Source organism: Mycobacterium sp. D16R24, from assembly GCF_002013385.1.
Lineage (GTDB): Bacteria > Actinomycetota > Actinomycetes > Mycobacteriales > Mycobacteriaceae > Mycobacterium.
On sequence record NZ_MAEV01000026.1, the window covers coordinates 21,458 to 45,469 of the forward strand.

Annotated in this window: 23 protein-coding genes; 13 read left to right on the top strand and 10 right to left on the bottom strand. The window is 63.5% G+C overall.

The genetic code is table 11. The features are described 5' to 3' along the window. The first annotated feature begins 247 nt into the window (after window positions 1–247). The 3 genes from B4383_RS20840 (at window position 248) to B4383_RS20850 (ending at window position 2,884) form a co-directional block, all read left to right on the top strand. On the top strand, window positions 248–1,336 hold the full coding sequence (locus tag B4383_RS20840) for an ATP-binding cassette domain-containing protein (RefSeq protein WP_078293096.1): 1,089 nt from the start codon (window positions 248–250) through the stop codon (window positions 1,334–1,336). 247 nt (window positions 1,337–1,583) lie between these two features. Next, the gene (locus tag B4383_RS20845) at window positions 1,584–2,072 is read left to right on the top strand and encodes a MaoC family dehydratase (RefSeq protein WP_078293097.1); all 489 of its coding nucleotides are present in this window, start codon (window positions 1,584–1,586) and stop codon (window positions 2,070–2,072) included. Next, window positions 2,069–2,884, top strand: a complete 816-nt coding sequence (locus B4383_RS20850; protein ID WP_078293098.1) for a CoA ester lyase — start codon at window positions 2,069–2,071, stop codon at window positions 2,882–2,884. The genes B4383_RS20845 and B4383_RS20850 overlap by 4 nt, the downstream gene beginning before the upstream one ends. Window positions 2,885–2,909: 25 nt before the next feature. On the opposite strand, the gene ligD is transcribed toward B4383_RS20850, so the two are convergent. After that, complete coding sequence (gene ligD / locus B4383_RS20855; protein ID WP_078293176.1) at window positions 2,910–4,121, bottom strand: non-homologous end-joining DNA ligase; 1,212 nt, start codon at window positions 4,119–4,121, stop codon at window positions 2,910–2,912. Between the two features lie 121 nt (window positions 4,122–4,242). On the opposite strand from ligD, the gene fadD2 reads away from it, so the two are divergent. From fadD2 to B4383_RS20870, 3 genes are read left to right on the top strand one after another with little or no spacing between them, the layout of a single operon-like run. Then, window positions 4,243–5,913 (top strand): long-chain-fatty-acid--CoA ligase FadD2, encoded by a 1,671-nt coding sequence (gene fadD2 / locus B4383_RS20860; protein ID WP_078293099.1) that lies wholly within the window; start codon window positions 4,243–4,245, stop codon window positions 5,911–5,913. 3 nt (window positions 5,914–5,916) lie between these two features. Continuing rightward, entirely contained in the window at window positions 5,917–7,176 is a 1,260-nt protein-coding gene (locus tag B4383_RS20865; protein ID WP_078293100.1) for a saccharopine dehydrogenase NADP-binding domain-containing protein, read from the top strand. A 29-nt stretch (window positions 7,177–7,205) separates the two neighbouring features. Further along, entirely contained in the window at window positions 7,206–7,670 is a 465-nt protein-coding gene (locus B4383_RS20870) for an SRPBCC family protein (RefSeq protein WP_078293101.1), read from the top strand. A gap of 26 nt (window positions 7,671–7,696) precedes the next feature. On the opposite strand, the gene B4383_RS20875 is transcribed toward B4383_RS20870, so the two are convergent. The 6 genes from B4383_RS20875 to B4383_RS20900 all read right to left on the bottom strand — a co-directional run bounded on the left by B4383_RS20875 (window position 7,697) and on the right by B4383_RS20900 (window position 14,450). Beyond that, window positions 7,697–8,638, bottom strand: coding sequence for an alpha/beta hydrolase (locus B4383_RS20875; protein ID WP_078293102.1), 942 nt, complete (start codon window positions 8,636–8,638; stop codon window positions 7,697–7,699). Further along, window positions 8,628–10,811, bottom strand: coding sequence for an acyl-CoA dehydrogenase (locus B4383_RS20880; RefSeq protein WP_078293103.1), 2,184 nt, complete (start codon window positions 10,809–10,811; stop codon window positions 8,628–8,630). Before B4383_RS20880 ends, B4383_RS20875 begins: the two co-directional genes overlap by 11 nt. A gap of 15 nt (window positions 10,812–10,826) precedes the next feature. Next, window positions 10,827–11,678 carry an SDR family oxidoreductase gene (locus tag B4383_RS20885; RefSeq protein ID WP_078293104.1) on the bottom strand — a complete coding sequence of 284 codons (852 nt, stop codon included), beginning with the start codon at window positions 11,676–11,678 and terminating at the stop codon, window positions 10,827–10,829. Window positions 11,679–11,756: 78 nt separating this feature from the next. Next, entirely contained in the window at window positions 11,757–12,719 is a 963-nt protein-coding gene (locus B4383_RS20890; RefSeq protein ID WP_078293105.1) for a 2-hydroxyacid dehydrogenase, read from the bottom strand. Between the two features lies 1 nt (window position 12,720). Continuing rightward, window positions 12,721–13,836 carry an alpha/beta hydrolase gene (locus B4383_RS20895; protein WP_078293106.1) on the bottom strand — a complete coding sequence of 372 codons (1,116 nt, stop codon included), beginning with the start codon at window positions 13,834–13,836 and terminating at the stop codon, window positions 12,721–12,723. 2 nt (window positions 13,837–13,838) lie between these two features. Continuing rightward, window positions 13,839–14,450: a TetR/AcrR family transcriptional regulator gene (locus B4383_RS20900; protein ID WP_078293178.1), complete on the bottom strand. Its 612-nt coding sequence runs from the start codon at window positions 14,448–14,450 to the stop codon at window positions 13,839–13,841. A 118-nt stretch (window positions 14,451–14,568) separates the two neighbouring features. Between B4383_RS20900 and B4383_RS20905 the strand changes: the two genes are divergently transcribed. Next, the gene (locus tag B4383_RS20905) at window positions 14,569–15,150 is read left to right on the top strand and encodes a VOC family protein (protein WP_078293177.1); all 582 of its coding nucleotides are present in this window, start codon (window positions 14,569–14,571) and stop codon (window positions 15,148–15,150) included. Here B4383_RS20905 and B4383_RS20910 read toward each other — a convergent pair. After that, window positions 15,140–15,742, bottom strand: coding sequence for a TetR/AcrR family transcriptional regulator (locus tag B4383_RS20910; protein WP_078293179.1), 603 nt, complete (start codon window positions 15,740–15,742; stop codon window positions 15,140–15,142). The two genes, B4383_RS20905 and B4383_RS20910, sit on opposite strands and share 11 nt — an antisense overlap. A gap of 208 nt (window positions 15,743–15,950) precedes the next feature. Between B4383_RS20910 and B4383_RS20915 the strand changes: the two genes are divergently transcribed. Then, window positions 15,951–16,748, top strand: coding sequence for an oxygenase MpaB family protein (locus B4383_RS20915; RefSeq protein WP_286143782.1), 798 nt, complete (start codon window positions 15,951–15,953; stop codon window positions 16,746–16,748). A gap of 28 nt (window positions 16,749–16,776) precedes the next feature. Here the strand turns inward: B4383_RS20915 and B4383_RS26445 are convergent, their stop codons facing one another. Further along, on the bottom strand, window positions 16,777–17,142 hold the full coding sequence (locus B4383_RS26445; protein WP_139360948.1) for a hypothetical protein: 366 nt from the start codon (window positions 17,140–17,142) through the stop codon (window positions 16,777–16,779). A 228-nt stretch (window positions 17,143–17,370) separates the two neighbouring features. On the opposite strand from B4383_RS26445, the gene B4383_RS20920 reads away from it, so the two are divergent. Beyond that, window positions 17,371–18,894 (top strand): sugar transferase, encoded by a 1,524-nt coding sequence (locus tag B4383_RS20920; RefSeq protein ID WP_286143777.1) that lies wholly within the window; start codon window positions 17,371–17,373, stop codon window positions 18,892–18,894. 62 nt (window positions 18,895–18,956) lie between these two features. After that, window positions 18,957–19,859: a class I SAM-dependent methyltransferase gene (locus B4383_RS20925; RefSeq protein ID WP_078293108.1), complete on the top strand. Its 903-nt coding sequence runs from the start codon at window positions 18,957–18,959 to the stop codon at window positions 19,857–19,859. Here the strand turns inward: B4383_RS20925 and B4383_RS20930 are convergent. After that, entirely contained in the window at window positions 19,849–21,039 is a 1,191-nt protein-coding gene (locus tag B4383_RS20930; protein ID WP_078293109.1) for a prolyl oligopeptidase family serine peptidase, read from the bottom strand. The genes B4383_RS20925 and B4383_RS20930 overlap by 11 nt on opposite strands. 260 nt (window positions 21,040–21,299) lie before the next feature. Between B4383_RS20930 and B4383_RS20935 the strand changes: the two genes are divergently transcribed. The 3 genes from B4383_RS20935 (at window position 21,300) to B4383_RS20945 (ending at window position 23,935) form a co-directional block, all read left to right on the top strand. Further along, the gene (locus B4383_RS20935) at window positions 21,300–21,710 is read left to right on the top strand and encodes a DUF6188 family protein (RefSeq protein ID WP_078293110.1); all 411 of its coding nucleotides are present in this window, start codon (window positions 21,300–21,302) and stop codon (window positions 21,708–21,710) included. A 105-nt stretch (window positions 21,711–21,815) separates the two neighbouring features. Beyond that, the gene (locus B4383_RS20940; protein ID WP_078293111.1) at window positions 21,816–22,835 is read left to right on the top strand and encodes a hypothetical protein; all 1,020 of its coding nucleotides are present in this window, start codon (window positions 21,816–21,818) and stop codon (window positions 22,833–22,835) included. Between the two features lie 113 nt (window positions 22,836–22,948). Then, window positions 22,949–23,935, top strand: a complete 987-nt coding sequence (locus tag B4383_RS20945) for a GNAT family N-acetyltransferase (RefSeq protein ID WP_286143783.1) — start codon at window positions 22,949–22,951, stop codon at window positions 23,933–23,935. Window positions 23,936–24,012: the final 77 nt, after the last annotated feature.

Below are 24,012 nucleotides of genomic sequence, written 5' to 3' on the forward strand. Positions count from 1 at the left end.
GTTGGTGGACTGGACTCGACACCGCTCCCGTCGGTGGCGAGCTGCCGCTACTGTTGCGTGTCCACAAGATCCTGGTTCGGTTAGCGAATGTCTCTTGGGCAGGCCCCTTCCCGGCCCGAGTCCAGGATCGCCTCCGGTGCATAGGTCGCTACCGACGTATGCGTCGGATAGGAACTAGCCGTAATACCAGTCGATTTCACCTCTACGGATCCGATAACGACTAACTGAACAGAACAGGGGTTGCCACATGGGTATAGGCATCGATGTAGACGGACTGAGTAAATCGTTCGGATCGTCAAAAATCTGGGAAGACGTCACGATGTCAATTCCCGCCGGTGAGGTCAGTGTGCTGCTCGGCCCGTCGGGTACCGGTAAGTCGGTGTTCTTGAAGTCACTCATCGGCCTGCTGCGCCCGGAGCATGGCTCGATCGTCATCGGCGGGGCAAACATCCTTGAGTGCTCGTCCAAGGAGTTGTACGAGATACGCAAGCTGTTCGGTGTCATGTTCCAGGATGGTGCGCTGTTCGGGTCGATGAACATCTACGACAACACTGCCTTCCCTCTGCGCGAACATACAAAGAGGTCGGAAGCCCAGATCCGCGAGATTGTCATGGAGAAGCTGGAACTGGTGGGTATGCCCAACGATGGGCACAAGTTCCCCGGTGAGATCTCCGGCGGCATGCGCAAGCGGGCGGGGCTGGCCCGCTCGCTGGTGCTGGACCCGCAGATCATCCTCTGCGACGAGCCTGACTCCGGTCTGGATCCGGTGCGTACCGCCTATCTGAGCCAGCTGCTCATTGACATCAACGCCCAGATTGACGCCACGATCCTGATCGTGACGCACAACATCAACATCGCCCGTACCGTTCCGGACAACATGGGCATGTTGTTCCGCAAGCGGCTGGTGACGTTCGGTCCTCGTGAGGTGCTGTTGACCAGCGACGAGCCGGTGATCAAGCAGTTCCTCAACGGGCGCCGCATCGGGCCGATCGGTATGTCCGAGGAGAAAGACGAGGCGACCGCGGCCGCTGAGCAGGCCATGTTGGAGGCCGGTCATCACGACGGCGGTGTCGAGGAGATCGAGGGTGTGCCGCCGCAGCTGATCGCTACTCCCGGCATGCCTGAGCGCAAGGCTGTCGGGCGTCGTCAGGCCCGGGTTCGCGAGATGATGCACACCCTGCCGCCTGCCGCGCAGGCTGCGATCCGCGACGACCTCGAAGGCGCCCACGGGTATGCCGTGCGTGAATTCGCCGAGGATATCTCACGGTGCGTCCCCGCGGACCACGAGACTGTGACTGCGCGCCTGTTTCCAGATTCACTTGGCGCTAGATTATGAATCGTATTACGTTGCCCGAGAAGTTATTTCGCGGAGACATGCCTTGCGTGGACGTCGATGGATACGGTGAATGCGCTTTCGCACCTATACATCCGAGTACGGTTGTTCTGCCGACCAACGAGAAGGCCAGCCGACCTCGTTACGCCATTGTGTGGGTGAATACCGCATTGCACGAGGTGAGTGTGGCCAGCGGGCTCTCGCTGGTAGATACAATGGTGCGTAGGCAGATTCGGACTGAGGTCATCAGATGACTACACCCCAGATCATCGAACAGCGCGGCCTGTGGTTCGAAGAGTTCGCGACGGGGGTGCGCTACCTGCACCGGCCGGGGCGCACCGTCACCGAGGCGGACAACGTCCTGTTCACTACCTTGACTATGAACACTCAGGCGCTACACCTCGACGCCGCGTTCTCCGATGCGCTGCCGCCGTTCAACCAGCGCCTCGTGAACTCGATGTTGACGCTGTCCACTCTGGTGGGGCTCTCGGTTGCGCAGTTGACTCAGGGCACTATCGTTGGGAACCTGGGCTTCTCCGAGATTGCCTTCCCCAAGCCGCTATTCCTCGGTGACACGTTGTATGCGGAGTCCGAGGTCATGGACAAACGTGAGTCCAAGAGCCGTCCGGGCGAGGGCATCGTGACGTTCGCGCACATCGGCCGCAATCAGCGCGGCGATATCGTCGCGATGGCAACACGAAAGACCATGGTGCGTAAGCGGCCTGAGGTAGGCCAGTGACACTCGCCGACCCGGGGCCGGGGTGGTTGTTCTGCCCGGCCGACCGACCTGAACGTTTCGCGAAGGCTGCGGCTGCGGCAGACGTGGTGATCCTCGACCTCGAGGACGGAGTAGCTGCTCATGACCGGGAAGCCGCGCGGTCAGCGTTGGTCGACACTCCGCTTGATCCCACGCGGACGGTGGTGCGCGTCAACCCTGCCGGTACCGATGATCATGTGCTAGATCTGGCGGCCGTGGCGCGGACCCACTACGGCACGGTGATGCTGGCCAAGACAGAACACGCCTCTCACGTATACGCGCTCGCGCCGCTGCAAGTCGTAGTGCTCATCGAAACTCCTTTGGGAGCAATAAATCTCGTTGAGATCGCGCGCTGCGACAATGTGTTCGGGACAATGTGGGGCGCCGAGGATCTCTTCGCCGCGACGGGGGGGACCGCCAACCGCTGGCCCGATGGCACGTACCGCGACGTCGCGCTGCATGTGCGATCCCAGAGTCTGCTGGCGGCAAAGGCGCTCGGCCGCCTGGCTATTGACTCGGTGTACCTCGATATCAAGAATCTCGATGGCCTGCGTGCCGAAGCCGATGACGCGGTGGCAGTGGGCTTTGATGCCAAGGTGGCGATTCATCCCAGCCAGGTTGCCGTCGTCCATGCTGCGTATGCACCAACTGGTGAGCAAGTGCTTTGGGCGCAAGGCATATTGGATGCAGCCAGCGGTGAGCGTGGCGTCTTCCAGTTCGACGGGACGATGGTCGATGCCCCGGTATTGCGCCGCGCGGAACGGATCGTGCGGTTGGCGGCAGTGCACGCCTAGCGCCTCCATCGAAAATTATGCTAGTTCACGGGTGGGGTTGCGTGCCCCACGGCGAGTGGTCGGCAATCAGCTCCTCCTGCGGCGGGCGCCCCGACTCGGGGACATGGACCAGATTGACCCGCACCCGGTACCAGACCGAGCTCGGTCCGCGCATCCCGTCCACGAGAATATCCTGTGGTTCAAGGAGTTTCGAGACATTGGGATACTTGTCGTGCCACTCGGCCAATGCGGCCTCGGCTTCCGGCTTGGTCTTCGTCCGGGCGATCTCGATCAACGGCATCATCGACTGCCGCCGTCCGTCGCGGGAAGTGCCCTTGGGCGCCCTTTCGGCGGGTCCGAGCTCTGCTGCCAGTTCCAGCAGCTGATCCAGCGTGCCGGTGGCGCCTTCGATGCCTTGCCACGGATCGCGGATATCGGCGAATCGTTCCCGCACCGTGGCCAGCGTGAATTCCGCAGGGCGGCAGCCTGCCACCTCGTCCCACCGCAGCGGTGTCGATACCCGGGCGTCCGGGACGGCACGCACCGAATAGGCGGAGGCCACCGTGCGATCCTTCGCGTTCTGGTTGAAATCGACGAACACCCCGTGGCGCTCCTCCTTCCACCACCGGCTGGTCGCTAGCTCCGGGGCGCGGCGCTCCACCTCACGGGCTACCGTCTCGGCGGCCAGCCGCAGCTCCCGGAATGCCCATCGTGGGGCGACCGGCGCGTAGACATGAAAGCCCCGCGACCCAGAAGTCTTGGGCCACGCGGTGAGTCCGTGATCCTCCAGAACCCCGCGGACGACAAACGCGACATCGAGGATCTGGCTCCACGGCACCCCTGGAACGGGGTCGAGGTCGATGCGTAGCTCATCGGGATGGTCCAGATCGTCGGCGCGCACCGGGTGCGGATTGAGATCGACACACCCCAGGTTGACCACCCAGGCGAGCGACGCGGCGTCGGTGACGACGGCCTCCCGGGCGGAGGTTCCGCGGGCGTAGTGCAACTCGGCGGAGGCGATCCAGTCCGGCCGCTTCTCCGGCACGCGCTTTTGGAACACCGCCTCCTGCGAGATGCCCTTGACGAATCGCTTCAGGATCATCGGCCGGTCACGCACTCCGCGCAACGCCCCGTCGGCGACATCGAGGTAGTAGTGGACCAGGTCGCCCTTGGTGATGGCCGCTGTGTTTTCCCCGCGGGGGAATATGACCTTGTCGGGGTGCGTGATGGTGACCTCGCGCCCCGCGACCTGCAGCACGACGTCTGCCATGGCGTCATCGTAGGGCTGCAGACCGACTTTCCCGGGGGTACTTGGTGGCGTGCCCCCGACCGACCGGTTGGCTGTGCTGCTGAGAGGGAGGTCACATAGGCTGTCGATCATGTCGATCACCGCCGAACGGCCGCTCTTCTCGAAACTTCAGACTCTTGCGAAGCGCGGTGGCGCTGAGCTGCATTATCTCCGCAAGGTCATCGAGGCGGGCATGCTCAAACTGGACCCGCCGAACGTGCTGGCGGGGCTCGTCCGCGACTTCTACCGGTTCGGCGAGATCGGTGCCGTACCGGCGTTCGGCGCCCATCGCAGCCCGTCGCGGACCGCGATCATCGATGACGAGGGTTCGATCACCTACGCAGAGCTGAACGACGCGGTGAACGCTCTGGCTCACGGCCTGAAACGTCTCGGTATCAAGGGCGGCGACGGCGTCGCGATCCTGGCGCGTAACCACCGTTGGTTCATCATTGCCAACTACGCCGCACATCGCGCCGGCGCGCGCGTCATCCTGCTCAACACCGACTTCTCGGGACCGCAGACCAAGGAGGTCGCCGAGCGTGAAGGTGCCCGCGTCCTGATCTACGACGCCGAGTACGCCGAGTTCCTGGACGGTTACCGCCCCGAGTTGGGCCGGATCATGGCGCTGCCCACCAACCCGGAGAACCCGGACCAGCCGGCCTCCACCGACGAGACCATCGCATCGGTGATCAAGCGCAACAGCACCACGCCGGCGCCGCGTCCGTCGAAGTACTCCTCTCTGGTGATTCTCACCAGCGGCACCACCGGAACCCCGAAGGGCGCTCCGCGCAAGCTGGCGCTGACCCTGGCGCCCGTCGGCGGCATGTTCTCGCATGTGCCGTTCCGTTCGGGTGAGGTGACGTCGGTGCCCGCCCCGATGTTCCACGCGCTGGGCTACCTGCATCAGAGCCTGGCGCTGACACTGGGTTGCACGCTGATCCTGCATCGGAAGTTCAAGCCCGAGAACGTACTTGGCGATATCGAGAAGTTCAAGGTCACCGCGATTGTGGTGGTGCCGGTGATGCTCAATCGCCTGCTCAACGCTCTCGATGAGGCCGAGGGCAAGCCCGACTTGTCCTCGCTGCGCATCGTTTTCGTGTCCGGGTCGCAACTCGGTGGCGAGCTCGCCGCCCGGGCGCTGGACACCCTGGGACCGGTGATCTACAACCTGTACGGATCGACCGAGGTCGCCTTCGCCACCATCGCACGGCCCCAGGATCTCGCCATCAACCCGTCCACGGTGGGCCCCGTGGTCAAGGGTGCGACCGTGAAAATACTTGACGACGAAGGAAAGCCGGTCTCGCAGGGCACCGTTGGGCGGATCTTCGTCAGCAACGCGATTCCGTTCGACGGCTACACCGGTGGTGGGCACAAGCAGATCATCGACGGTCTGATGTCCAGTGGTGATGTCGGCTACTTCGACGAGCACGGGCTGCTCTATGTGTCTGGACGCGACGACGAAATGATCGTTTCGGGTGGCGAGAACGTGTTCCCCGCCGAGGTCGAAGACCTCATCAGCGGGCACCCGGAGATCATCGAGGCCACCGCGCTCGGTGTCGACGATCCGGATTGGGGAGCACGGTTGCGGGCGTTCGTGGTTCGCCACCCCGAATCGACGGTGGACGCCGACAGCATCCGGGCGTACGTACGCGACAACCTGGCGCGATACAAGGTGCCGCGTGATGTCATCTTCCTGGATATATTGCCGCGCAACCCTTCCGGGAAGATCCTCAAGCGCCAACTGCGCGACTTGGAGGTGTAGCGCATGTCTCGGGAATATGACCGTGCCTATGACGTGGTCCTTTATGGGGCGACGGGATACGTCGGGAAACTGACCGCGCTCTATCTGGCCGGACGGGTTGAGGCCACCGGGGCACGGATTGCGATGGCCGGGCGAAACACCGAAAAGCTTGCCGCCGTGCGTGCTGAGTGTGGTCCGGCGGCGCGGGACTGGCCGTTGATCGAGGCTGACGCCACTCGGCCGGAGACGCTGGCGGCCATGGCCGCTTCTGCCCAGGTGGTTGTTACCACCGTCGGGCCGTACACAAAGTACGGGCTGCCGTTGGTGGCCGCATGCGCCGAGGCGGGAACCGACTACGCGGACTTGACCGGTGAGGTCAACTTCGTCCGGGAGAGCATTGACGTCTACGGCAAGCAGGCCGCCGATACCGGTGCCAGGATCGTTCATTGCTGCGGATTCGATTCCATCCCCTCGGATCTGAGCGTGTATGCGCTGTACCGGCAGGCTCAGGAAGACGGTACCGGCGAGCTGCTCGAGACAACCTATGTGCTGAGCAAGTTCCGCGGCGGTGTCAGCGGTGGTACGGCGGCGTCGATGGTCGAGGTCATGGAGGCCAGCGCCGAGGATCCGGAGGTACGTCGCAATTCCCAGGACCCTTACTCGCTGAGTCCGGACCGCCCGGCCGAACCGGAGGTGGGGCCCCAGCATGAATTCCAAACGCTCCGCGGCGAATCTGTGGCACCGGAGTTGGCGGGCAAGTGGCTGGGGGCCTTCTTCATGGGGCCGGTGAACACCCGGATTGTGCGACGTAGCAACGCGTTGTTGGACTGGGGCTACGGAACCCGCATGCGTTATCGCGAGGTCATGAGCCTGGGAAGTTCGGTGGTCGCACCGATCGCCGCGGCCGCCGTAACAGGTTTCCTGACAGCCGGTTTCGGTCTGGGTACGCGGGTGCCTATGCCAAAATTCGTTGCCCAGCGCCTGCTGCCGAAGCCGGGTTCTGGTCCCAGTGAGCGCACCCGGAACAAGGGCCACTACCGGGTCGAGACCTATACCACCACAACCCAGGGTGTGCGTTATCGGGCGGTCATCGCACAGGAAGGCGATCCCGGTTACAAGGCGACCGCGGTGCTGCTGGGCGAGAGTGGTTTGACCCTGGCTCTGGATCGCAGTGAATTACCGGACCGGCTAGGGGTTTTGACGCCCGCGGCTGCCATGGGTGATCCGCTGCTGAAGCGGCTGCGGGTGGCCCAGGGCGTGACGGTCGAAGTCGAACGGCTCTAGGTTTCTCCGCTAAACGAAGGAGTGGATGTATGTCTGTATCAGTGGTAGGCGCGGGGCCTCAGCAGATCAGTCGCTCAGTCGAGGTGTCTGCCCCGGCAACGGAATTGTTCGGCATCGTCGCAGACCCGCGGCGTCACCACGAACTCGACGGGTCGGGCACTGTCGGCCAGAACATCCGCACGCCTGACCATCTCGAGGTTGGCTCGCGCTTTTCCACGGGAATGCGGATGTTCGGGCTTCCTTACCGCATCACCAGCACCGTGACGGCGCTCGAACCCGACAGGGTTGTCGAATGGCGGCATCCTCTGGGCCACCGTTGGCGCTGGGAGTTTGACGCACTATCGCCGACCAGCACGCGTGTCACCGAGACGTTCGACTTCCGCAATGCCGGCCCAATACAAAATCTGTTGAACTACAAGCTAGCTGGCTTTATCAAGGGAAACACCCGAGGGATCGAGGCCACGCTTACCCGACTTCACGCTCGGTACAGCTAGCCGACAACAGCCTGCCGGGACATCGATTACCCGGCAGACTCCGTGGTAACTCTGGTGGCTGGTTCCTGACGTAGTGCCTCCAGCACCGTCACGATCTCGTTGACGACCTCGCTGGCACGCTCATTGGGCAGCATGTGCCCCGAACCCGGATAGGTGCGCAGCTCGTTGGTCTGCAGGGCCGCAGCGATGACGCGTGAATCGCCGGCGGGAGTGAGGAAGTCGCGCGCACCTGCCAGTACTGCAGCAGGCTTGCCGCGGTAGGCGCCCAGGCCTTCGGTTAAGTCCTCGTGGAGCACCATGCTCTCGGCGGCATCCTTGTAGCTTCGCGGGGTACCCGAGCGGATCTGGTCCCAGACTCGGCTTACGTCATAGGGCCGTGGGTCGCGTCCGAACACCAGCGTCGAGATGATGGCGCGCATGAGGTAGCCCTGCTGGAGGAACCAGCCGTGCGCCACGACACCCAGGATCACCGCCTTGACTACCTCGAAAACCGGCGGGACGACCCGGAGCCGGTGCAGAAGCCTGCCTGCGGAGGTGGCGACGAATACCGCACCGGAAATCCGCCGGGCCACGAGCTCGGGGTGGTATTCACCGAGACCCATCATGGTCATGCCGCCCATCGAGTGGCCGACGATCACGATCTGCCCCGCGGGGATCTCTGCGCTGATGAAATCGGCGGCATCCGTGGCCAGTTGGGGAACATTCACGGTGCCCCCGGGCGCGGGATCAGACTTGCCGTGGCCCCGGTGGTCGAGCGCGATGACGCGTAGTTCGGGATTGCGCTCGTGCAGCGGACCCGCGACGTCATCCCAGGCCTCGCGATTCTGGGTCCAGCCGTGCAGGAATAGGACTGTCACAGGCGCTGCACGGTTCCCGGTATCGGAGAATCCAATCTGGGTGCCGTCGGCGGCGGCGAAAAATCCCTCGTTCAGGCGCCAGCCGGTTTCAATGGCGGAATTACGGGTCACGCGGCAGTCCTAACAGTCGCTCGGCAATGATGTTGAGCTGCACCTCGGAGGTGCCGCCGTAGATGGTGGTGGCGCGGCTTGCGAGAAGATAGTCCGCCCAGCGGCCTTGCTCCTGCTCAGAATCGCCGATGGCGCCATCCGGTCCGAAATGGTTCACGACGAATTCGGCATATCCCTGTCCGGTGCGCATGCCAAGGAGCTTGGAGACGGCTGCCGACGGCATCGGGTCGCCGCCGGCAAGGGTCAGCAGGGTGGAGCGCAGGTTCAGCAGCTTCACCCCGTGTCCTTCGGCGATGAGCTGTCCGGCCCGGTCGCGCGCGACCTCGTTGAGCTCGCTGTTGCTGACGAAGGCCACCAGGTCATCCAGGCTGGCCAGGAACGGCAGATCCGAGCTGCCGATCGAAACCCGTTCCGCCGTCAGCGTGTTGCGGCTGACCTCCCAGCCGCGGTCGACCTCGCCGACCACCAGCTCATCCGGCACGAACACGTCGTCGATGAAGACCTCGTTGAACAGCGCGCCGCCGGTCATCTCGCGCAGCGGCCGAACGGTGACGCCCTCGCTCTTCATGTCGATGAGGAAGTACGTGATGCCGTTGTGTTTGGGCGCGGACGGATCCGTGCGGGCCAGGCAGGCGCCCCAGTCGGCGAACTGTGCCACCGAGGTCCAGATCTTCTGGCCGGTGAGGCGCCAGCCGCCTTCCACCTTGACGGCCTTCGTCGACAGAGCCGCGAGGTCTGACCCGGCGCCGGGCTCGGAAAACAGCTGGCACCACATCATCTCGCCACGGAACGTGGGAGGCAGGAACCGCTGCTTCTGTTCCTCGGTGCCGTACGCGACGATGGACGGCACCAGCCAGGTCGCAATGCCGAGCTGTGGCCGGCGCACCTTTCCAGTGAGGAACTCCTGGGAGATGATCACCTGCTCGATGGGGGAGGCGGCGCGTCCCCACGGCGTGGGTAGGTACGGCAGCACCCAGCCGCCTTCGGCGATGGCCGTGTTGCGTTTTCCGGACGGGATCTCCTTGAGCGCGGCGACCTCTGCGCGAATCTCGTCGCGCAGCACCTCCGTTTCCGGTGCCAGGTCGATGTCCACCTTGCGTAGGCCGTGCTCGACGGCGGTGCGCACCACGGTCGCCGGTGCACTGCCGGAACGGCCCAGGGCGGCAATGAGACCCAGCGCTCTCCGGTAGTAGATATGGGCATCGTGTTCCCAGGTGTAACCGATGCCTCCGTGCACCTGAATGCAGTCCTGCGCACACTGCTGGGCAGCAGCGGGTGCCAGCGTGGCGGCCGCTGCTGCCGCGAACTCCACCACGCCGGCGCTCTCAACGGCATCGTCGAGGGCGCGTGCGGCGTCCCATACGGCAGCGGTCGCGCGCTCGGTGACGGCGGCCATGGTGGCGCATTTGTGTTTGATGCCCTGGAACTGTCCGATGGGACGGCCGAATTGCTCACGCACCTTGGCGTATTCGGATGCGATATCGGTGGCCCAGCGGGCGACGCCGACGGCCTCGGCCGACACGATCGTGGAGATGATGCTGGTGGCACGGGCGTCGGTGAGGTTGGACAGCACGCGGTCGGCGGGTACCTGCGCGCCGGTTGCCGTCACATGCGCGACTGGTCGCAGCCGGTCCACGCTCTGCTGCGGGGCGAGGGCGACATCGTCGGCGCTCAGGACCACCCACACCCGGTCGGCGCCGACGGAAACCGGCGCCACCACATACGCCGCCGACGCGGCGGACAGCACCGAACGAGCCTGCCCATCCACGGTAAGGCCACCACCGGTAGACGTTCCGGTGAACGACGACGCGGAGGAGAAGGTGGCGATGGACGCACCCGAGGCGAGATCGTTGAGCAGCGGATGGTCGGGGTCATGGGCGCTGATGAGCGCGCTCGCGATCACCGACGGGACGAATGGTCCGGGCACGGCTCCCCGTCCGAACTCGGCCACCACGATCGCGAGCTCCAGTGCGCCGAATCCCTGGCCGCCAACAGATTCGGCGAGATGTACGGAGGTAAGACCCTGGTCGGCGGCAGCCTTCCAGAATGGGGGCGGCCACGGCAACGGCGTTTCGAGTGTCTCGTGGAGCAGCTCGGAGGGCACCACACGTTCGACGAACGCATGCGCCGAATCCGCAAGTGCTACATGCTCACTATTGATGGCGATAGGCATTGGGCTGCTTCCTAACTATTCGGCGCTGGGCTCGCTGTGGCTGGCGCGGTCCTCGTATGCGGCACGCGCCGAGGTGCCATGGGCGTCGAGCATGAAGTGATCCATCCCCAGTGATCGCGCTGCGGGACCGTATAGCGCTCGGGGCAGCATGGCGGTTGTCCGCAGCAGTGGGCCGAGTTTCTTGGGCACCATGACGGGGAACTTGCCCTTGCGCACGGCCTTCAGTACGCCGGCGGCAATGTCTTCGGGCTGAACGATTCCCAGCAGCCAATGCTCGTCGAGGCCGGCCACCAGCTCGGTGTTAACCACGCCGGGCATCACGCAGACAACGGAGATGTTGTCATCCTTGAGTTCGAGGGTCAGCGACTCGCAGAGGCCGACCACCGCCCACTTCGTCGCGCAATAGGTGGCGAGTCCGGGCACGCCCATCTTGCCTGCCGCCGACGCGATATTGACGATCACGCCGCCACCGCGCGGCTTCATTCGCTGGACGGCGAGCTGGCTGCCCCACATGACGCCGCGCACATTGATGTCGAGCTGGCGCTGGATGGATTCGAGTGATTCTTCCCCGAACGGTGTGATCGGCATGATGCCCGCGTTGTTCACGATCACGTCGACGGGTCCCACGGTGGCCGCGATGGTGTCGAAGAAGGCCTCAAAGCTGCCGTAATCGGTGACATCGAGTGGCAGACCGATGGTGCCGTGACCGATCTCGGCGGCGGTGTTCTCACACAGCTTCTTATCGATATCGCCTATCGCCACCTTCGCACCTTGGGCGGCGAATGCCGTGGCGATGGCCCGGCCGATTCCGCGTGCTCCGCCGGTGATGGCGACGACCTTGCCCGCGAGTTGCACGGTTGTTCCCATTCGTCCTCCCACGCCATTGTGGTGTTCGTTGTACGAATTTTTACGAATTCTGCCTAGTGTAAATCTTCGGGCGCTAGCCTAGCGCACCCGGTCAGCTAGCGGCATCCCCTCGTGTATACGCCGACAGTTGTCTATTGCATGCTCCAGGTAGCGCGTCATGGTGTCGGCGGTGAACCACGTGACATGCGGCGTGAGCACCACGTTGGGCAGGGCCAACAGTGGGTTATCCGGTGAGACCGGTTCTTGCGCAAAGACATCAAGACCCGCGGCCCCGAGGGGGCCCTGTCGTAGCGCTTCGACCAGCGCTGCCTCGTCGACGACCGCACCGCGTGAGGTGTTCACCAGAACCGATCCGGGTTTCATCCGGGCCAGCGCCGCAGCGTCGAGCAGGCCGGAGCTGGCATCGGTCAGCGGCAGATGCAGCGACACAATATCGCTGCTGGTCAACAGGTCATCGAGGCTGCGCCAGCTGGTAGAGCCGTCGTCGCGGGTGCTGGTGTGCACCACGGTGGCGCCCATCGCCAGCAAGATCCGCTCCAGGGTCTTGGCGATGTTGCCGTATCCCACCAATCCGACTGTGCAGGAGCCGATATCGCGAACGGTGTCGCCGAGGGACTGATCGGTGGGCCACCCGCGACCGGCCCGAATGTCCTGGTCCAGCCGTGGCAGGTGTCGCAGGGCCGCCAGCATCAACAGCAGCGCCCCCTCGCCGACCGACGGTGCGTTGGCCCCTGGCATGTTGGCGACGGCGACGCCCTGCGCGGACGCCGCGTCCAGTGCGATGGTGTTCACGCCCGCGCCGAACTTGTGGATCAGCCGCAGCCGTTCGCCCTTCGTGAGGTCGTCGGCGGACAGTGGACGAAGTACATGCCACAGCACCTCGGCGTGCGGCAGTTCGGCGTAGAAGGTGTCGTCGTCGTCCTCGGCGCAGAAATGGACGTCGAGCCAATCGGTGTGCGGTGCAAGCTGTTCACGGACGCGTGGGCCGCCCGGAAAGTGTGCGAGGACTCTCACCCGATGATCTTCGCGCGAGTGGCTCATCTCAGTCCCACCGCGTGCTTGCCCACTCTGCGATGGTATCTGCCTGCTCCTGGCGAGCCCCAGGGTTCTGGAAGTAGTGGTCGGCGTCGATGGAGGCCTGGGACTTGTCGGTCGAGCCCAGTGCGTCATGGATGTGCTGGGCGTCCGAGGGGAAGACTCCGGTGTCCCCATCGGCGTTGATGACCAAGGCGGGGACGGTGACATCGGCCAGATGTGGCTCGGCACGGGTCTGGGCGTGCGACAGGCTCCACATGCCGAGCCAGTTCTTGAGCGTGGTGGCACAACCGATTCCGAAGGTGGAGCGGTTGGCCTTGACCGGCACGCCCGCGTAGCAGAGATTGGCCGGGCGTTTGGTGGGCTCCAGCGTGGGATCGACCATGCGGGGATCGGCCCAAGTCCGGTGCACGGTGAAGGCACGGTCGCTGAACCCGGCCGCGCGCACCCGCGTGAGCTCGTCGAGTGCCCACGCGGTGATCCGGTGATTACGCGCCACCTGGCCTTCGCGGTACTTGGCGACAAAGGCGGGGGAGTACGCGGGCCCGTTCTCCTCGTTGAACAGGTCGAGGGCTGGGTCAGTGGAGGCCGGGTCGCTCTCGTCGATCACCGAGGCGTCCATCCAGTCGGTCAGCACATCGGGGCGGCCGAGATGGGCGGCGCTGGCGACGTAGCCCGATGCGGCGGGCAGGCTGTCCAGGCCCTCGGCCGGGCGCATGCCCTCCAGCGGTGTCACCTTGGGAGCCACCGCCTGCGATTGGTAGGCCGCCATTAGCGATCCACCCCCCGAATTGCCCAGCAGAAGCACCGTTTCCACGCCTGCCTGTTCCTGTAGCCAGCGCACCCCCACGCCGATGTCCACCAGCGCGTGGTCAAGTAGGAAGTGACTTTCGAATCCCCGGAATCGGGTATTCCAGCCCAGGAATCCGTACCCGTGCCGGGCCAGGTATTCGGCGATGTAATGCTCGGAGAAGTCGATCTGATAGTGGGTGGCGATGAAGGCGACCTTGGGCGTGGTTCCGGCCGCCCGGTGATACAGACCCTGGCATGGATGCCCACCGGCACCGTTGCGTCCGGCGGTCGGTGATGGTAGCCCGATAAAGTCCCGCACGATCGTCGTCATGTTCAGCAGACCTCCTTGGAATAGATGGCGCGATAACAGATTCCGGCCAGGGTGTCTATGCAGGCATCGTCGTTGACGGTGGCGGCATTGCCCTGGCTGAGCTGGTTGTAGGCGAACTGGTTCATCATCGAGACGATCGCGGTGGCCATGAGATGCGGATCATTGCCGGGGCTGTAGCCGTCACGCTGTGCCCGTTTGATGGTGCTTGTCAGGAAATCAATGGGTTCAGAACATATTTGATTCCAGAACTCGGCGAACTCACTACTGATCATGGCCATCTGCGAGACGCTGATCATCTCGGCCAACTGGTGGCGCCAGGTGAGCCAGTGCGCGGTCGCGATGTCTCGTGCGCGCTGTTTATCTGTCTGTGCCCGGGGCTCGGCCACCAGCGAGGAGACCCGTTCCTGCGCCTCGGTGCGAAATCGCATGGCCCACTGCGCGACCATCGCTTCTTTGGAGTCGTAGTAGTTATAGAACGACGCCGTGGACCGGCCGGCCTCGCTGGCAATATCGGCGACGGTAGTGGCAAGGATTCCTTTGCGGGCGATGACGGTTCGCGCGGCTTCATCGATCGCGGCCTGGGTTTGACGGCCTCGCACGGTGGGTTGGACCACGCTCACCCCTGTCTGCTCGTCATACGCTATTGACCCGTTTCTGAATCTGATGTTAGATTCAGATTAGCGTAAAACGCAAGGCTGTCATGCGGTCGGATCAAGGAGGCTCCCCATGACGATGATCAAACCGAACAACCCCAACTCCGAATTCGAGTTCGGCGGTTTTAACCATGTGGCGCTTGTGTGTTCGGACATGGAGCGCACGGTGGACTTCTACACCAACGTGCTGGGCATGCCGCTCATCAAGTCGCTCGATCTGCCCATGGGGCAGGGGCAACACTTCTTCTTCGATGCCGGCGGTGGCGACAGTCTGGCCTTCTTCTGGTTCAAGGATGCGCCGGACGGCGTCCCGGGCATTTCGGCCCCGGCCGCCATCCCGGGAATCGGCGACATCATCAGCGCCGTCAGCTCCATGAACCACATCTCGCTGCATGTTCCCGCCGAGAAGTTCGATGAGTACCGCGTCAAGCTCAAGGCCAAGGGTGTGCGAGTGGGACCCATTCTCAACCACGACGAGAGTGAGTTCCAGGTGTCGAAGGAACTACACCCGGGCGTGTACGTGCGGTCGTTCTACTTCCTCGACCCTGACGGAATTACACTCGAATTCGCATGCTGGACCAAGGAGTTCAGCGCAGCCGATGTCCGTGTTGTGCCGAAGACGGCTGCCGAGCGCACCCCACGGGAAGTCGCTACCGCCTGACCGGATCGAGCAGCCGGGTGAGTACGACGACAAGCTCGTCTGCACTGAGCTTCAATTGGCCGGTCACCCAGGCCGCGAGCGTCTGACCGACGCCGCCGACGGCGAAATAGGCGGCGGCGCGCATCGATTCGTCGTTCGGGAGCTGATATGTCTTGTTCAGGTGCTGGCCGGACAGAGCGGCAAAAAGCTGTTCTGCCGCGCTACGGCGTTGTGCGATCACCGAATTAGCGGGATTGCTGCCGAAGAGTAGATGGCCTATCCGGGGATCGGCGGCGATAACATGCACGATGTTGGCGACGCCTGCCTCGGTCTTCTTGCGCAGCGGCGCGGCGTCGACGGCTTTCTGTGTGGAGGTGGCGACTTCGCCGATCACGCCGTCGTACACCTGCGCCGTCAATTCGTCGAGATCGGTGAAGTTCTCATAGAAGTACCGGGCGACCACACCGGCGTGCTTGCACACGCCGCGGACCGTCACAGTGGGTGCGGGGCCAGAGGTCAGCAGGTCCAGACCCGCCTCCAACAGCCGGTTCCGGCGCTCGGCCTGGCGGTCAGGAGCCTGCACGCCTCCATAAACCCGCGATGACGTCACCAGTACATCTTGACAGGTGGTATCCCGCTGGAAGATATTTGAGAACAAGCGTTCGCAGATTAAGGGGTCAACGGTGACAATCGAACGGGTGTCAGAGGTCGATCAATCGATCGTCGGCGACGGAGGTCCGGGTACGCGGAGCCGTCGTGACGAGCCGGTGCCTCCCGCCGCGCGTCTGTCGCCGTGGTGGTCCTGGCGGCGTCACAGCAATATGGCCGACAACCTGATGGGGTTGGCCCTGCTGGGAGGCCCGGCCAACATCGTCATGCAGTTGGCACGCCCAGGCGTCGGGTACGGCGTCGTCGACAGCAAGGTGGAAAGTGGCCGCGCCGATCTGCACCCCGTGAAGCGGGCCCGTACCACCTTCACCTTCCTGGCGGTGTCGTCCCTGGGGAGCCCGGAGCAGAAGGCGGCATTCCGCAAGGCGACCAATCGCTCCCATGCGCAGGTTCGCTTGGCCCCAGGGGACACGGTGCAGTACAACGCCTTCGACCCGGATCTGCAGAAATGGGTGGCGATCTGCCTCTACAAGGGATTCGTCGATGTGTACGAGGCCTTCGTAGGTCCGATGTCGGCCGATATGGCCGAGCGGTGCCTGCAAGAGGGTGCCGTCATGGGGACGACGCTGCAGATGCCTCTCGCGATGTGGCCGAAGTCCTGCGCGGAGTTCGATGCGTACTGGGAGCAATCCTTGGACCTGGTCCACATCGACGATCACGTGCGGCCGTACCTGTATCGGATCATTTCCGCGGCCATTGCGGTACCGCGGTTCATGCGTCGGCCGGTGGGTGCCTTCTCGCGACTCATCTCGACGGGATTCTTGCCGCAGCGGTTCCGGGACGAGATGCGGCTGCCCTGGAGTCCGGCACGCGAGCGAACCTTCCGGGCCGTCGTCACGCTACTTGGTGTGGCGAATCGCCTCCTGCCTAACGGACTGCGACGCTTCCCGTTCAACGCGCTGATGATCGATCTCGACTGGAGAATCCGCACCGGCCGCGCGCTGGTCTGAACCATATTGGGCTAACACACGTATCCAGTTAGCGGTGTGACGTGCGCCATATTGACGTGCTGACCATATGGTTTACCGCCGTTGCCAGAGTTAGTGGGCGCTTCTGCTGCTGGTGAGCAAAATCTGTCAGGTCGAAAATGGGTGAGCCCATGACCCCTTGGCCGCCACGGATGGCCCCTTGCTTTTTTCGCAGATGTTGCCCGACGGCTTCTTCCGATCGTCGGCGGCATTGCTGGCGGCCCTCGTTACGACGTTTGTAGTGAGCTAATTTGTACATGACGAACTTTGCTTCGACTTGACGGAATTGTTTATTTGCCCAGGTCAAGGCTGATTTATTCATTTCCGAGTAAGAACAATCTGTACATTTACCGGGCGGGCGGGTGATCTCAATCACAATTGCAGCCCGCTGGTGGTGAGGTGTTGCCCGGTGGCAGTTCTCTGGATACATTTCGTTCCGTACATAACTGGGTAACGGGCGTTTCATCTTTCGCGTGGCCACCGACCCGATTCGTTCGGGCGACGGTTGTCATCGCCGGGTTTCACGGAGACCTCGGCGTCTGGCGCTTCATGACACAGGGCTTTTTGGTTTTTGCTGTTGGGGTTGTTCTGGAAGGACACGCTCGTGGTCGCGGTGAACGAAGGCTCGCCTGCGCCGACCCGGCTGAGGGGCCGGATCGGCAGCGTGCGGCGCCCGCGCCGATCACAAACGGTCGGTCAAACCTCTGCGGGGCACCGGGCCGCGCAGTGGGGCGAGCGCTACACCCGGTGGCTGATGCTCACGGACACCCTGATCGTCGCGGTCGCCGGCTGGACCTGGATCGAACTGCGCAACGCGACCAACCCGATGAACGCCACCGAGCTGTGGATCAGGATTGGCTTCTTCTGCTACTGGGCGCTGCTGCTCGGTGTGTACCGCAGCAGGGAACCACACCTCATGGGCAGTGGTGGCGAGGAGTATCAGCGGGTACTGCGCGCGACATTCCACATGTTCGGTCTTTTCGCCATCGTCAGCGTGCTGTTCAAATTCAATGTCTCGCGTTTCGCGATGGGAATGTCCTTCCTCGTCGGAATCGTGTTCCTGTTGCTCAACCGGAAACTCAGTCGCAGTTGGCTCAACCGTCAGCGTGCGCGCGGCAAGCAGATCTTCAGAGTGGTGGTGCTCGGCGGCGACGCCGCGGCGCTCAACCTCGCCGAGGCCTTCGGGCGTGACACCGCGCTCGGGTATCGCGTCGTCGGCGTGTGTGTTCCCGGATATCTGGGTGCACCGGGCCAGAACATTGAGGTCATCGACCGGGTGATCCCCATCCTGGGTTCGGAGGACCGCATTATCGCCGCGGTACTGGAGGCCGGTGCGGACACCGTGGCGGTGACTGCCACCGAGCAGCTCGGCCCGGAGAAGATGCGCGAACTGGCCTGGCATCTCAGCGAAATCGGTGTCAATCTGCTGGTCGCGCCCGGTGTTTTCGACGTCGACCAGCCCCGGGTTCGGGTGCGCCCGGCCGGGTCCGTGCCGCTGATCCATCTGGCAGAGCCCCAGTACGAGGGTGCTTCACGCATGCACAAGGTTCTGTTCGACCGTGTGGGTGCGCTGTTGCTCATCATCGCGTTTAGCCCGATTCTGTTGGCCTGCGCCCTTGCGGTGAAGCTGGAGTCACGCGGGTCGGTGTTCTACTCGGCCGAACGCATCGGTGTGCGGTCCAAGCCGTTCCGCATGATCAAATTCCGGTCCATGGTGGCGGGTGCCGACCAGATGGTGGCCGAGCTGCTGGCACAAAACGACGGCGCCGGACCGCTTTTCAAGATGCGCGAAGATCCGCGGGTCACGATGGTGGGCAGGTTCCTGCGCCGCACCAGCCTCGATGAGCTGCCCCAGCTGTTCAATGTGCTGCGGGGTGAGATGAGTCTGGTGGGTCCCCGGCCGCCGCTGCGCCGGGAGGTCGAGGAGTACACCGACATCATCAAGCGTCGGCTGCTGGTCAAGCCCGGGATGACCGGCTTGTGGCAGGTCAGTGGGCGTTCCGATCTGCCGTGGGATGAGGCGGTGCGGTTGGACCTGTCGTATGTCGAGAACTGGTCCATGGTGTCCGACGTGTCCATCCTGTGGCGCACGTTCCGCGCGGTGGTGCGCAGCGACGGTGCCTACTAGCGCCATCCACGCGCCCACGCATGTCAACCTAGTTGTCACAGTTGCGGGGTATTGTCGCGACCATGCGTACCGATCGCGATAATTGGGACATCAACACAAGTGTCGGCTCGACGGCGCTGTTCGTGGCGGCCAGCCGAGCGCTCGAGGCCACTAAACCCGCGCCGCTGGCCGCCGATCAGTACGCGGAGGTGTTCTGTCGTGCCGCCGGCGGGGAGTGGGCCGACCTGGTCGCCGGTGGCGTACCCGAACACCCTTTGCGTTCAGAGGAATTCGGGCAGTACTTCGTGAGCTTTCAAGGCGCTCGCACCCGCTACTTCGACAATTACTTCGGTAAGGCGATCGAGGCCGGAGTCAAGCAGGTGGTGATCTTGGCCTCGGGGCTTGACTCGCGGGCCTATCGACTCGACTGGGCTCCTGGGACGACGATCTTCGAGTTGGACCAGCCCTTGGTGCATCAGTTCAAGCGCGAGGTACTCGCCGAGCATGGCGCCGAATCCAAGGCGTCTCGCCAGGAAATCTCTGTGGACCTTCGCGAGGACTGGGGTAAAGCACTACGGGACAAGGGTTTCGATCCATCGGCGCCGTCGGCGTGGATTGTCGAAGGATTGTTGATCTATCTGCCGGCCGATGCGCAGGAACGACTTTTCGAGTCCATTGACCAGCTGGCCGCGTCGGGCAGCTTCGTGGGTATTGAGCAGATGACGACGTACGCCGACGTGGTCTTCGACATGTTGGTGGCGGGCGCCCAGGAAAGTGGAGATCAGTCGAACTCCGACTTCTTCTCCTTGATCTACAACGAGCAGCGCAGTGAAGCCTCGACCTGGTTCCATTGCCGCGGTTGGGATTCGAAACGCACCGAGCTGCTGGATTGCCTGAACGTTTCGGGGCGTGCCTTGCCGGAGCCGAGTCAGCCCGCCTGGTACATGTTCAATTCGATCAACCTGGTGTCGGCGGTCAAGGGTTAGTGCCGAGATATCGGTCGAGGAAGTCGGTCATGTGATGCAGATAGTCGCCCTGGTTCACGTGCAGGATGTGATTTCCGGGGAACCAGTGCAGTGCGCAGCGATCCCAATGCTCCCACAGCATCTCGGATTGCTCCGGAGGTGCTAGGCGGTCGCCGAGCCCGGTGATGATGAGGCGCCGCTCCTTGGGTACTACCGGTTGATACGTCAGCGGTGATGAGTAGGAGAGGGCCGCGTTCAGCTGGTCCTGATTCAGGTGGCCCAGCTTGGCGGCGAGCTTGATCGTGGGCTCCGCCGGAACCCAGCCGTGCAGCAGTGATTTCACATCCACCACGGGAACATTGGGGATGGCGACATCGATCCGGCGCTCCACGGTGGAGATCAGTCCGGTGGTGTAACCGCCCAACGACAAACCAGTCAGGCCGATCCTCTCGACGCCGGTGCCCCGTAGGTAGTTGACGAAGATCCGGAAGTCGTGAACGGCCTGACACATGGCCTCGGAGAAGCCGGTGAATCCGTGGCTGAAGTACCCGGCCCCGCTGAACGGTGAGTACTTCTCGGCACGTCGGCCGTGAAAAGGCAAGGTATATAGCAAAATATCGTATCCATTGCGGAAGAACCAGGGTAGGGCGAAAAACACCCCGTTCAGTAGATACTGCGATCCGAAGAAGCCGTGGATGACGCACAGGGTGGGGCGGGGGCCGTCGTCATGACGCCAGTGCTGGGCCCGCGCGACACTGTTGTGTGGGAAGCGCTTCCAGTAGTCCCGGAAGGCCGGATTGCGTGTCACGTAAGGGCTTTCGAAATCCAGATTCTCGACGGTGCCCTTGGCAAGGGCTTGCGCGACCGGCCCGGCGGGGCGAGAGAACACCACGGGCGTGGTCTCCGGTGCCGGAAAGGAAAGATCCGCATCGCCCATCGCGGCGAGCTCGCCGTAGAAGGCCAGGTTGTCGCGCTCGCGGGCCACGAACTCGCGGTCGATGACCAGGCTCGGGGCCACCACGCCCATGACGGACAGCGCCCCGACGGTGCGAAGGGCGACATCGGTGAGTGCGGAGGTCTCGACCAGCGCGCGTTCCCGCAGGGTTAGGTCGCCACGACGCGGCAGCTGTGGGCGGGCCGTGTGGGCGGGGCGCGGGGTGATCCGCGGCTGGTCGATGTCTTCCGATAGCTCCGCTGTCATGGGTGTACCTTTCGCCCGCGTGCTAGCCACGCTGCTAGCTCACAGCGAATGCTAGGGCACCCAAGCGAAATTCGTTCGTCAAGCGCGGTGATGCCGCCGTCCTGGCGGGAGTCTGGAAACGTCGAGAAAGCCAAGCAAACAGTGTGCTGCTCAGGTCTGCGGGCAGCACAAATAACGTTTACGTTTTGACTAGTTTCGACAATAAAACTTGTGGCGTCAACCCCTTGTGCGGGCCTCTTGTGTGGGTTCAGAGTGAAGGTATGTCCGAAGCATGGATTGAGGGCTTACCGGTCCAGCGGATCATGTTCCGTGACGGATTGGTAATCAGCCTGGGTGACTACAACGAGGTGGTTATCGCTGTGCCGATGTGGCTCACGCTTCCCCCGGCGGGGAGGTGGCCACGGGAAATCGTCTGCGTTGATCCGAAGGCGATCCTGGATGAGGAGCGTCCGCTCTTCAGCATCTCGGGTGCTACGTGCATCGAGGCCAGGTGGAGCGACACAGGCGATTTGCACATGGAGTTCTCCGACGACCACGTGATTGATGTGCCGCATCACGACTTCGACACGGCGTGGGAGATTTACGGCAAGTACCACGGGTACGTGGCGAGCCTGCCGCGCGGCAAGGTCCGCGTGGTGCGCCACGATGTGCCGGAGGAAGCCGGGGCCTAACCGGCTTTCGCCGCGATCGAACCTGACGGTGGGTTGGTTCGTGGTTACCGCGTGAGAGTTCTCGCGGTGGCATGTGCATCAGCGGTACTCGCGACGTCCGTAGGAGTGAATGCTCCGCCGGGACCGTCCGCGCATAGCGCACGGTTCGACGTCGATCTCACCGCGGCGTCGGTGCAAGCCCCGCCCGGTGCGTTGATCACCCAGTTCTTGGCCAATCAGGTGCAGAACTGCTCGCTGATTTGCCCCTTCGTCGTCCAGGGTGCCGTCCAGGTGCCAATGGTGGCGCTGCTGGCGCCGGGGACGTTCGTCACCCAGCTGCAGTCGGGACAGCCCGTGCTGCAGGCGCTTGGACTGGCTGGCGCGACGGTCAGTGGGGTGGCCAACGATGTGTGGACCGGGCTGATTCGCACCGACCTGGATCAGGTGGTGCCACGCACACAGTTCGGCACCGAGGTGATCGCGGTGGGGCTCGTGCGGATCGGCGAGGCGGCGTTCACTCAGCCCGGTCAACTCCCGGGGGTTCTTGGGCACGCGCGCTCCGATCTGTCCGATGCGTTGAACAATCCCCCGGGTCCCGAGTCCGTGCCCGTCGTGCATACGCCGCTTGAGGCTGCCGCGGTGCGCGGCACTGAGGTGTTTTGGGCGGTGGCGTTCCATTCGACAGAGCAGCTCACGCTCATCGTGACGCGGGTGCCCAATGCGTTTCTGGCGACGTTGGGAAGCACCGGAGATGTAGGAAAGGCGGTGCAGGCGACGGGGGAGTCGGTGGTAACGACGGTCTCTGAGTCGGTTGCGCCGATCCGCGATGCGCTGACCAAGCCCATCCCGATTACGCCGGTGGCGGCGGCCACAACAACGGACACCAAGGCAACGGGTAAGGCGACGGAAGCCGCCAAGGTCACCCCGCCGACGAAGGCGCCTACGACGCGGCCCGGCCTCACGCCGAAGCTGTTGACGAAGCCGCCGGTGCTCATGTCGAAACCCGATCCCGGGGTGTCTCCGACGACCAAGCAGCCCAACGTGATGCGTGGGCTGGGCGGTGCCATCAAGAAGGTGCTGGGAGACGTCTCGGGAAAGAAGCCCAGCGCCCCGGACAAGCCCGCGAAGAAGGCTGCGGGCGACTAAATCCGTTGCGGCATTATTGGGGTCAGAAATAGATTGGACCGATGACGTCCAAAGAGCTGCACGCGTCTCCCGTCCCGCTGAGCGAACGAGTCAGTGCCCCGGCCGTGGTGGAAATGCCAAGCGCCGGAGATGACTTGACGTGGCGGGCAGCAACCGAAGATGACATACCGCCGCTGTTCGACCTCTGGCGAGCCTCGGGAGCGATTGATCACCCCACGAGCCTGGTCATGATGGACGAACTCGTAGAAGAATTCGATGACGACGACTTCGATCCGGCGCTCGACTCGGTCATCGCCGTCGACCAATCGGGGCGAGCGGTCGCGTTCGGCTCGGCAACGGTGAAGTCCAGCAATGAAACTGTCGTATGGGTGACGTTGGATGGCACCGTTCATCCCGACCGGCGCGGCGAAGGAATCGGGACCAGTCTGCTCCGTTGGCAGGAGCAGCGCGGGCTGCAGCATCTCGTGGAATCGGATGAATGCATGCCTGGTTGGCTCGCCGGAGTCGCGGAGGAAGACGCTGTCTGGATGACCGATTTGTTCCACCGCAACGGATACGAATCGGTGAGGTGGTGGCATGAGCTCGAGCGTGATCTCAGTCAACCCATCCCTGACGTCACTCTTCCTGAGGGCATGCGGATCCAGACCTATGGTCCCGAATGGTCTGAAGCAACCCGGGACGCCCACAACGAGGCGTTCCGTGATCATTGGGGCAGCCAGCCGATCGCCCGCGTGGACTGGGAATCGGACCACAGGCTGAAGGCGTTCCGCGCTGACCTCTCATTCGTCGTCGTCGCACGTGATGCCGCGGGACAGGATACCGTCGCCGCGTACCTGCTCAGTGACGTCAATGAGGAGGAGTGGGAGGCGAACGGTTACTCGTTCGGGTTCATCGACTTGGTGGGTGTCCGGCGCGACTGGCGTGGACGCAAACTCGCGCAGGCGGTGTTGACGTACGCCATGCGTACCTACAAAAACGAAGGGCTTGAGCGGGCCGTTCTTGACGTTGACGCGGATAGCCCCACCGGTGCCGTGGGACTCTATGAGGGGCTGGGGTTCTCGGAGGTCAATCGCTCGGTCAGTCTGGTGAAGCAGTTCTAACGCTATGTTTCGTGGAGCCGATGACGGGAATCGAACCCGCGTATTCAGCTTGGGAAGTCGAACGGGTGAATATCGGT

What these genes read in the sequence shown, in the direction of transcription:
- B4383_RS20840 (WP_078293096.1), top strand. Translation starts at nt 248, where the DNA reads ATGGGTATAGGCATCGATGTAGACGGACTGAGTAAATCGTTCGGATCG.
- B4383_RS20845 (WP_078293097.1), top strand. Translation starts at nt 1,584, where the DNA reads ATGACTACACCCCAGATCATCGAACAGCGCGGCCTGTGGTTCGAAGAG.
- fadD2 (WP_078293099.1), top strand. Translation starts at nt 4,243, where the DNA reads ATGTCGATCACCGCCGAACGGCCGCTCTTCTCGAAACTTCAGACTCTT.
- B4383_RS20865 (WP_078293100.1), top strand. Translation starts at nt 5,917, where the DNA reads ATGTCTCGGGAATATGACCGTGCCTATGACGTGGTCCTTTATGGGGCG.
- B4383_RS20870 (WP_078293101.1), top strand. Translation starts at nt 7,206, where the DNA reads ATGTCTGTATCAGTGGTAGGCGCGGGGCCTCAGCAGATCAGTCGCTCA.
- B4383_RS20880 (WP_078293103.1), bottom strand. Translation starts at nt 10,811, where the DNA reads ATGCCTATCGCCATCAATAGTGAGCATGTAGCACTTGCGGATTCGGCG.
- B4383_RS20885 (WP_078293104.1), bottom strand. Translation starts at nt 11,678, where the DNA reads ATGGGAACAACCGTGCAACTCGCGGGCAAGGTCGTCGCCATCACCGGC.
- B4383_RS20890 (WP_078293105.1), bottom strand. Translation starts at nt 12,719, where the DNA reads ATGAGCCACTCGCGCGAAGATCATCGGGTGAGAGTCCTCGCACACTTT.
- B4383_RS20895 (WP_078293106.1), bottom strand. Translation starts at nt 13,836, where the DNA reads ATGACGACGATCGTGCGGGACTTTATCGGGCTACCATCACCGACCGCC.
- B4383_RS20905 (WP_078293177.1), top strand. Translation starts at nt 14,569, where the DNA reads ATGATCAAACCGAACAACCCCAACTCCGAATTCGAGTTCGGCGGTTTT.
- B4383_RS20915 (WP_286143782.1), top strand. Translation starts at nt 15,951, where the DNA reads ATGGCCGACAACCTGATGGGGTTGGCCCTGCTGGGAGGCCCGGCCAAC.
- B4383_RS20925 (WP_078293108.1), top strand. Translation starts at nt 18,957, where the DNA reads ATGCGTACCGATCGCGATAATTGGGACATCAACACAAGTGTCGGCTCG.
- B4383_RS20930 (WP_078293109.1), bottom strand. Translation starts at nt 21,039, where the DNA reads ATGACAGCGGAGCTATCGGAAGACATCGACCAGCCGCGGATCACCCCG.
- B4383_RS20935 (WP_078293110.1), top strand. Translation starts at nt 21,300, where the DNA reads ATGTCCGAAGCATGGATTGAGGGCTTACCGGTCCAGCGGATCATGTTC.
- B4383_RS20945 (WP_286143783.1), top strand. Translation starts at nt 22,949, where the DNA reads ATGCCAAGCGCCGGAGATGACTTGACGTGGCGGGCAGCAACCGAAGAT.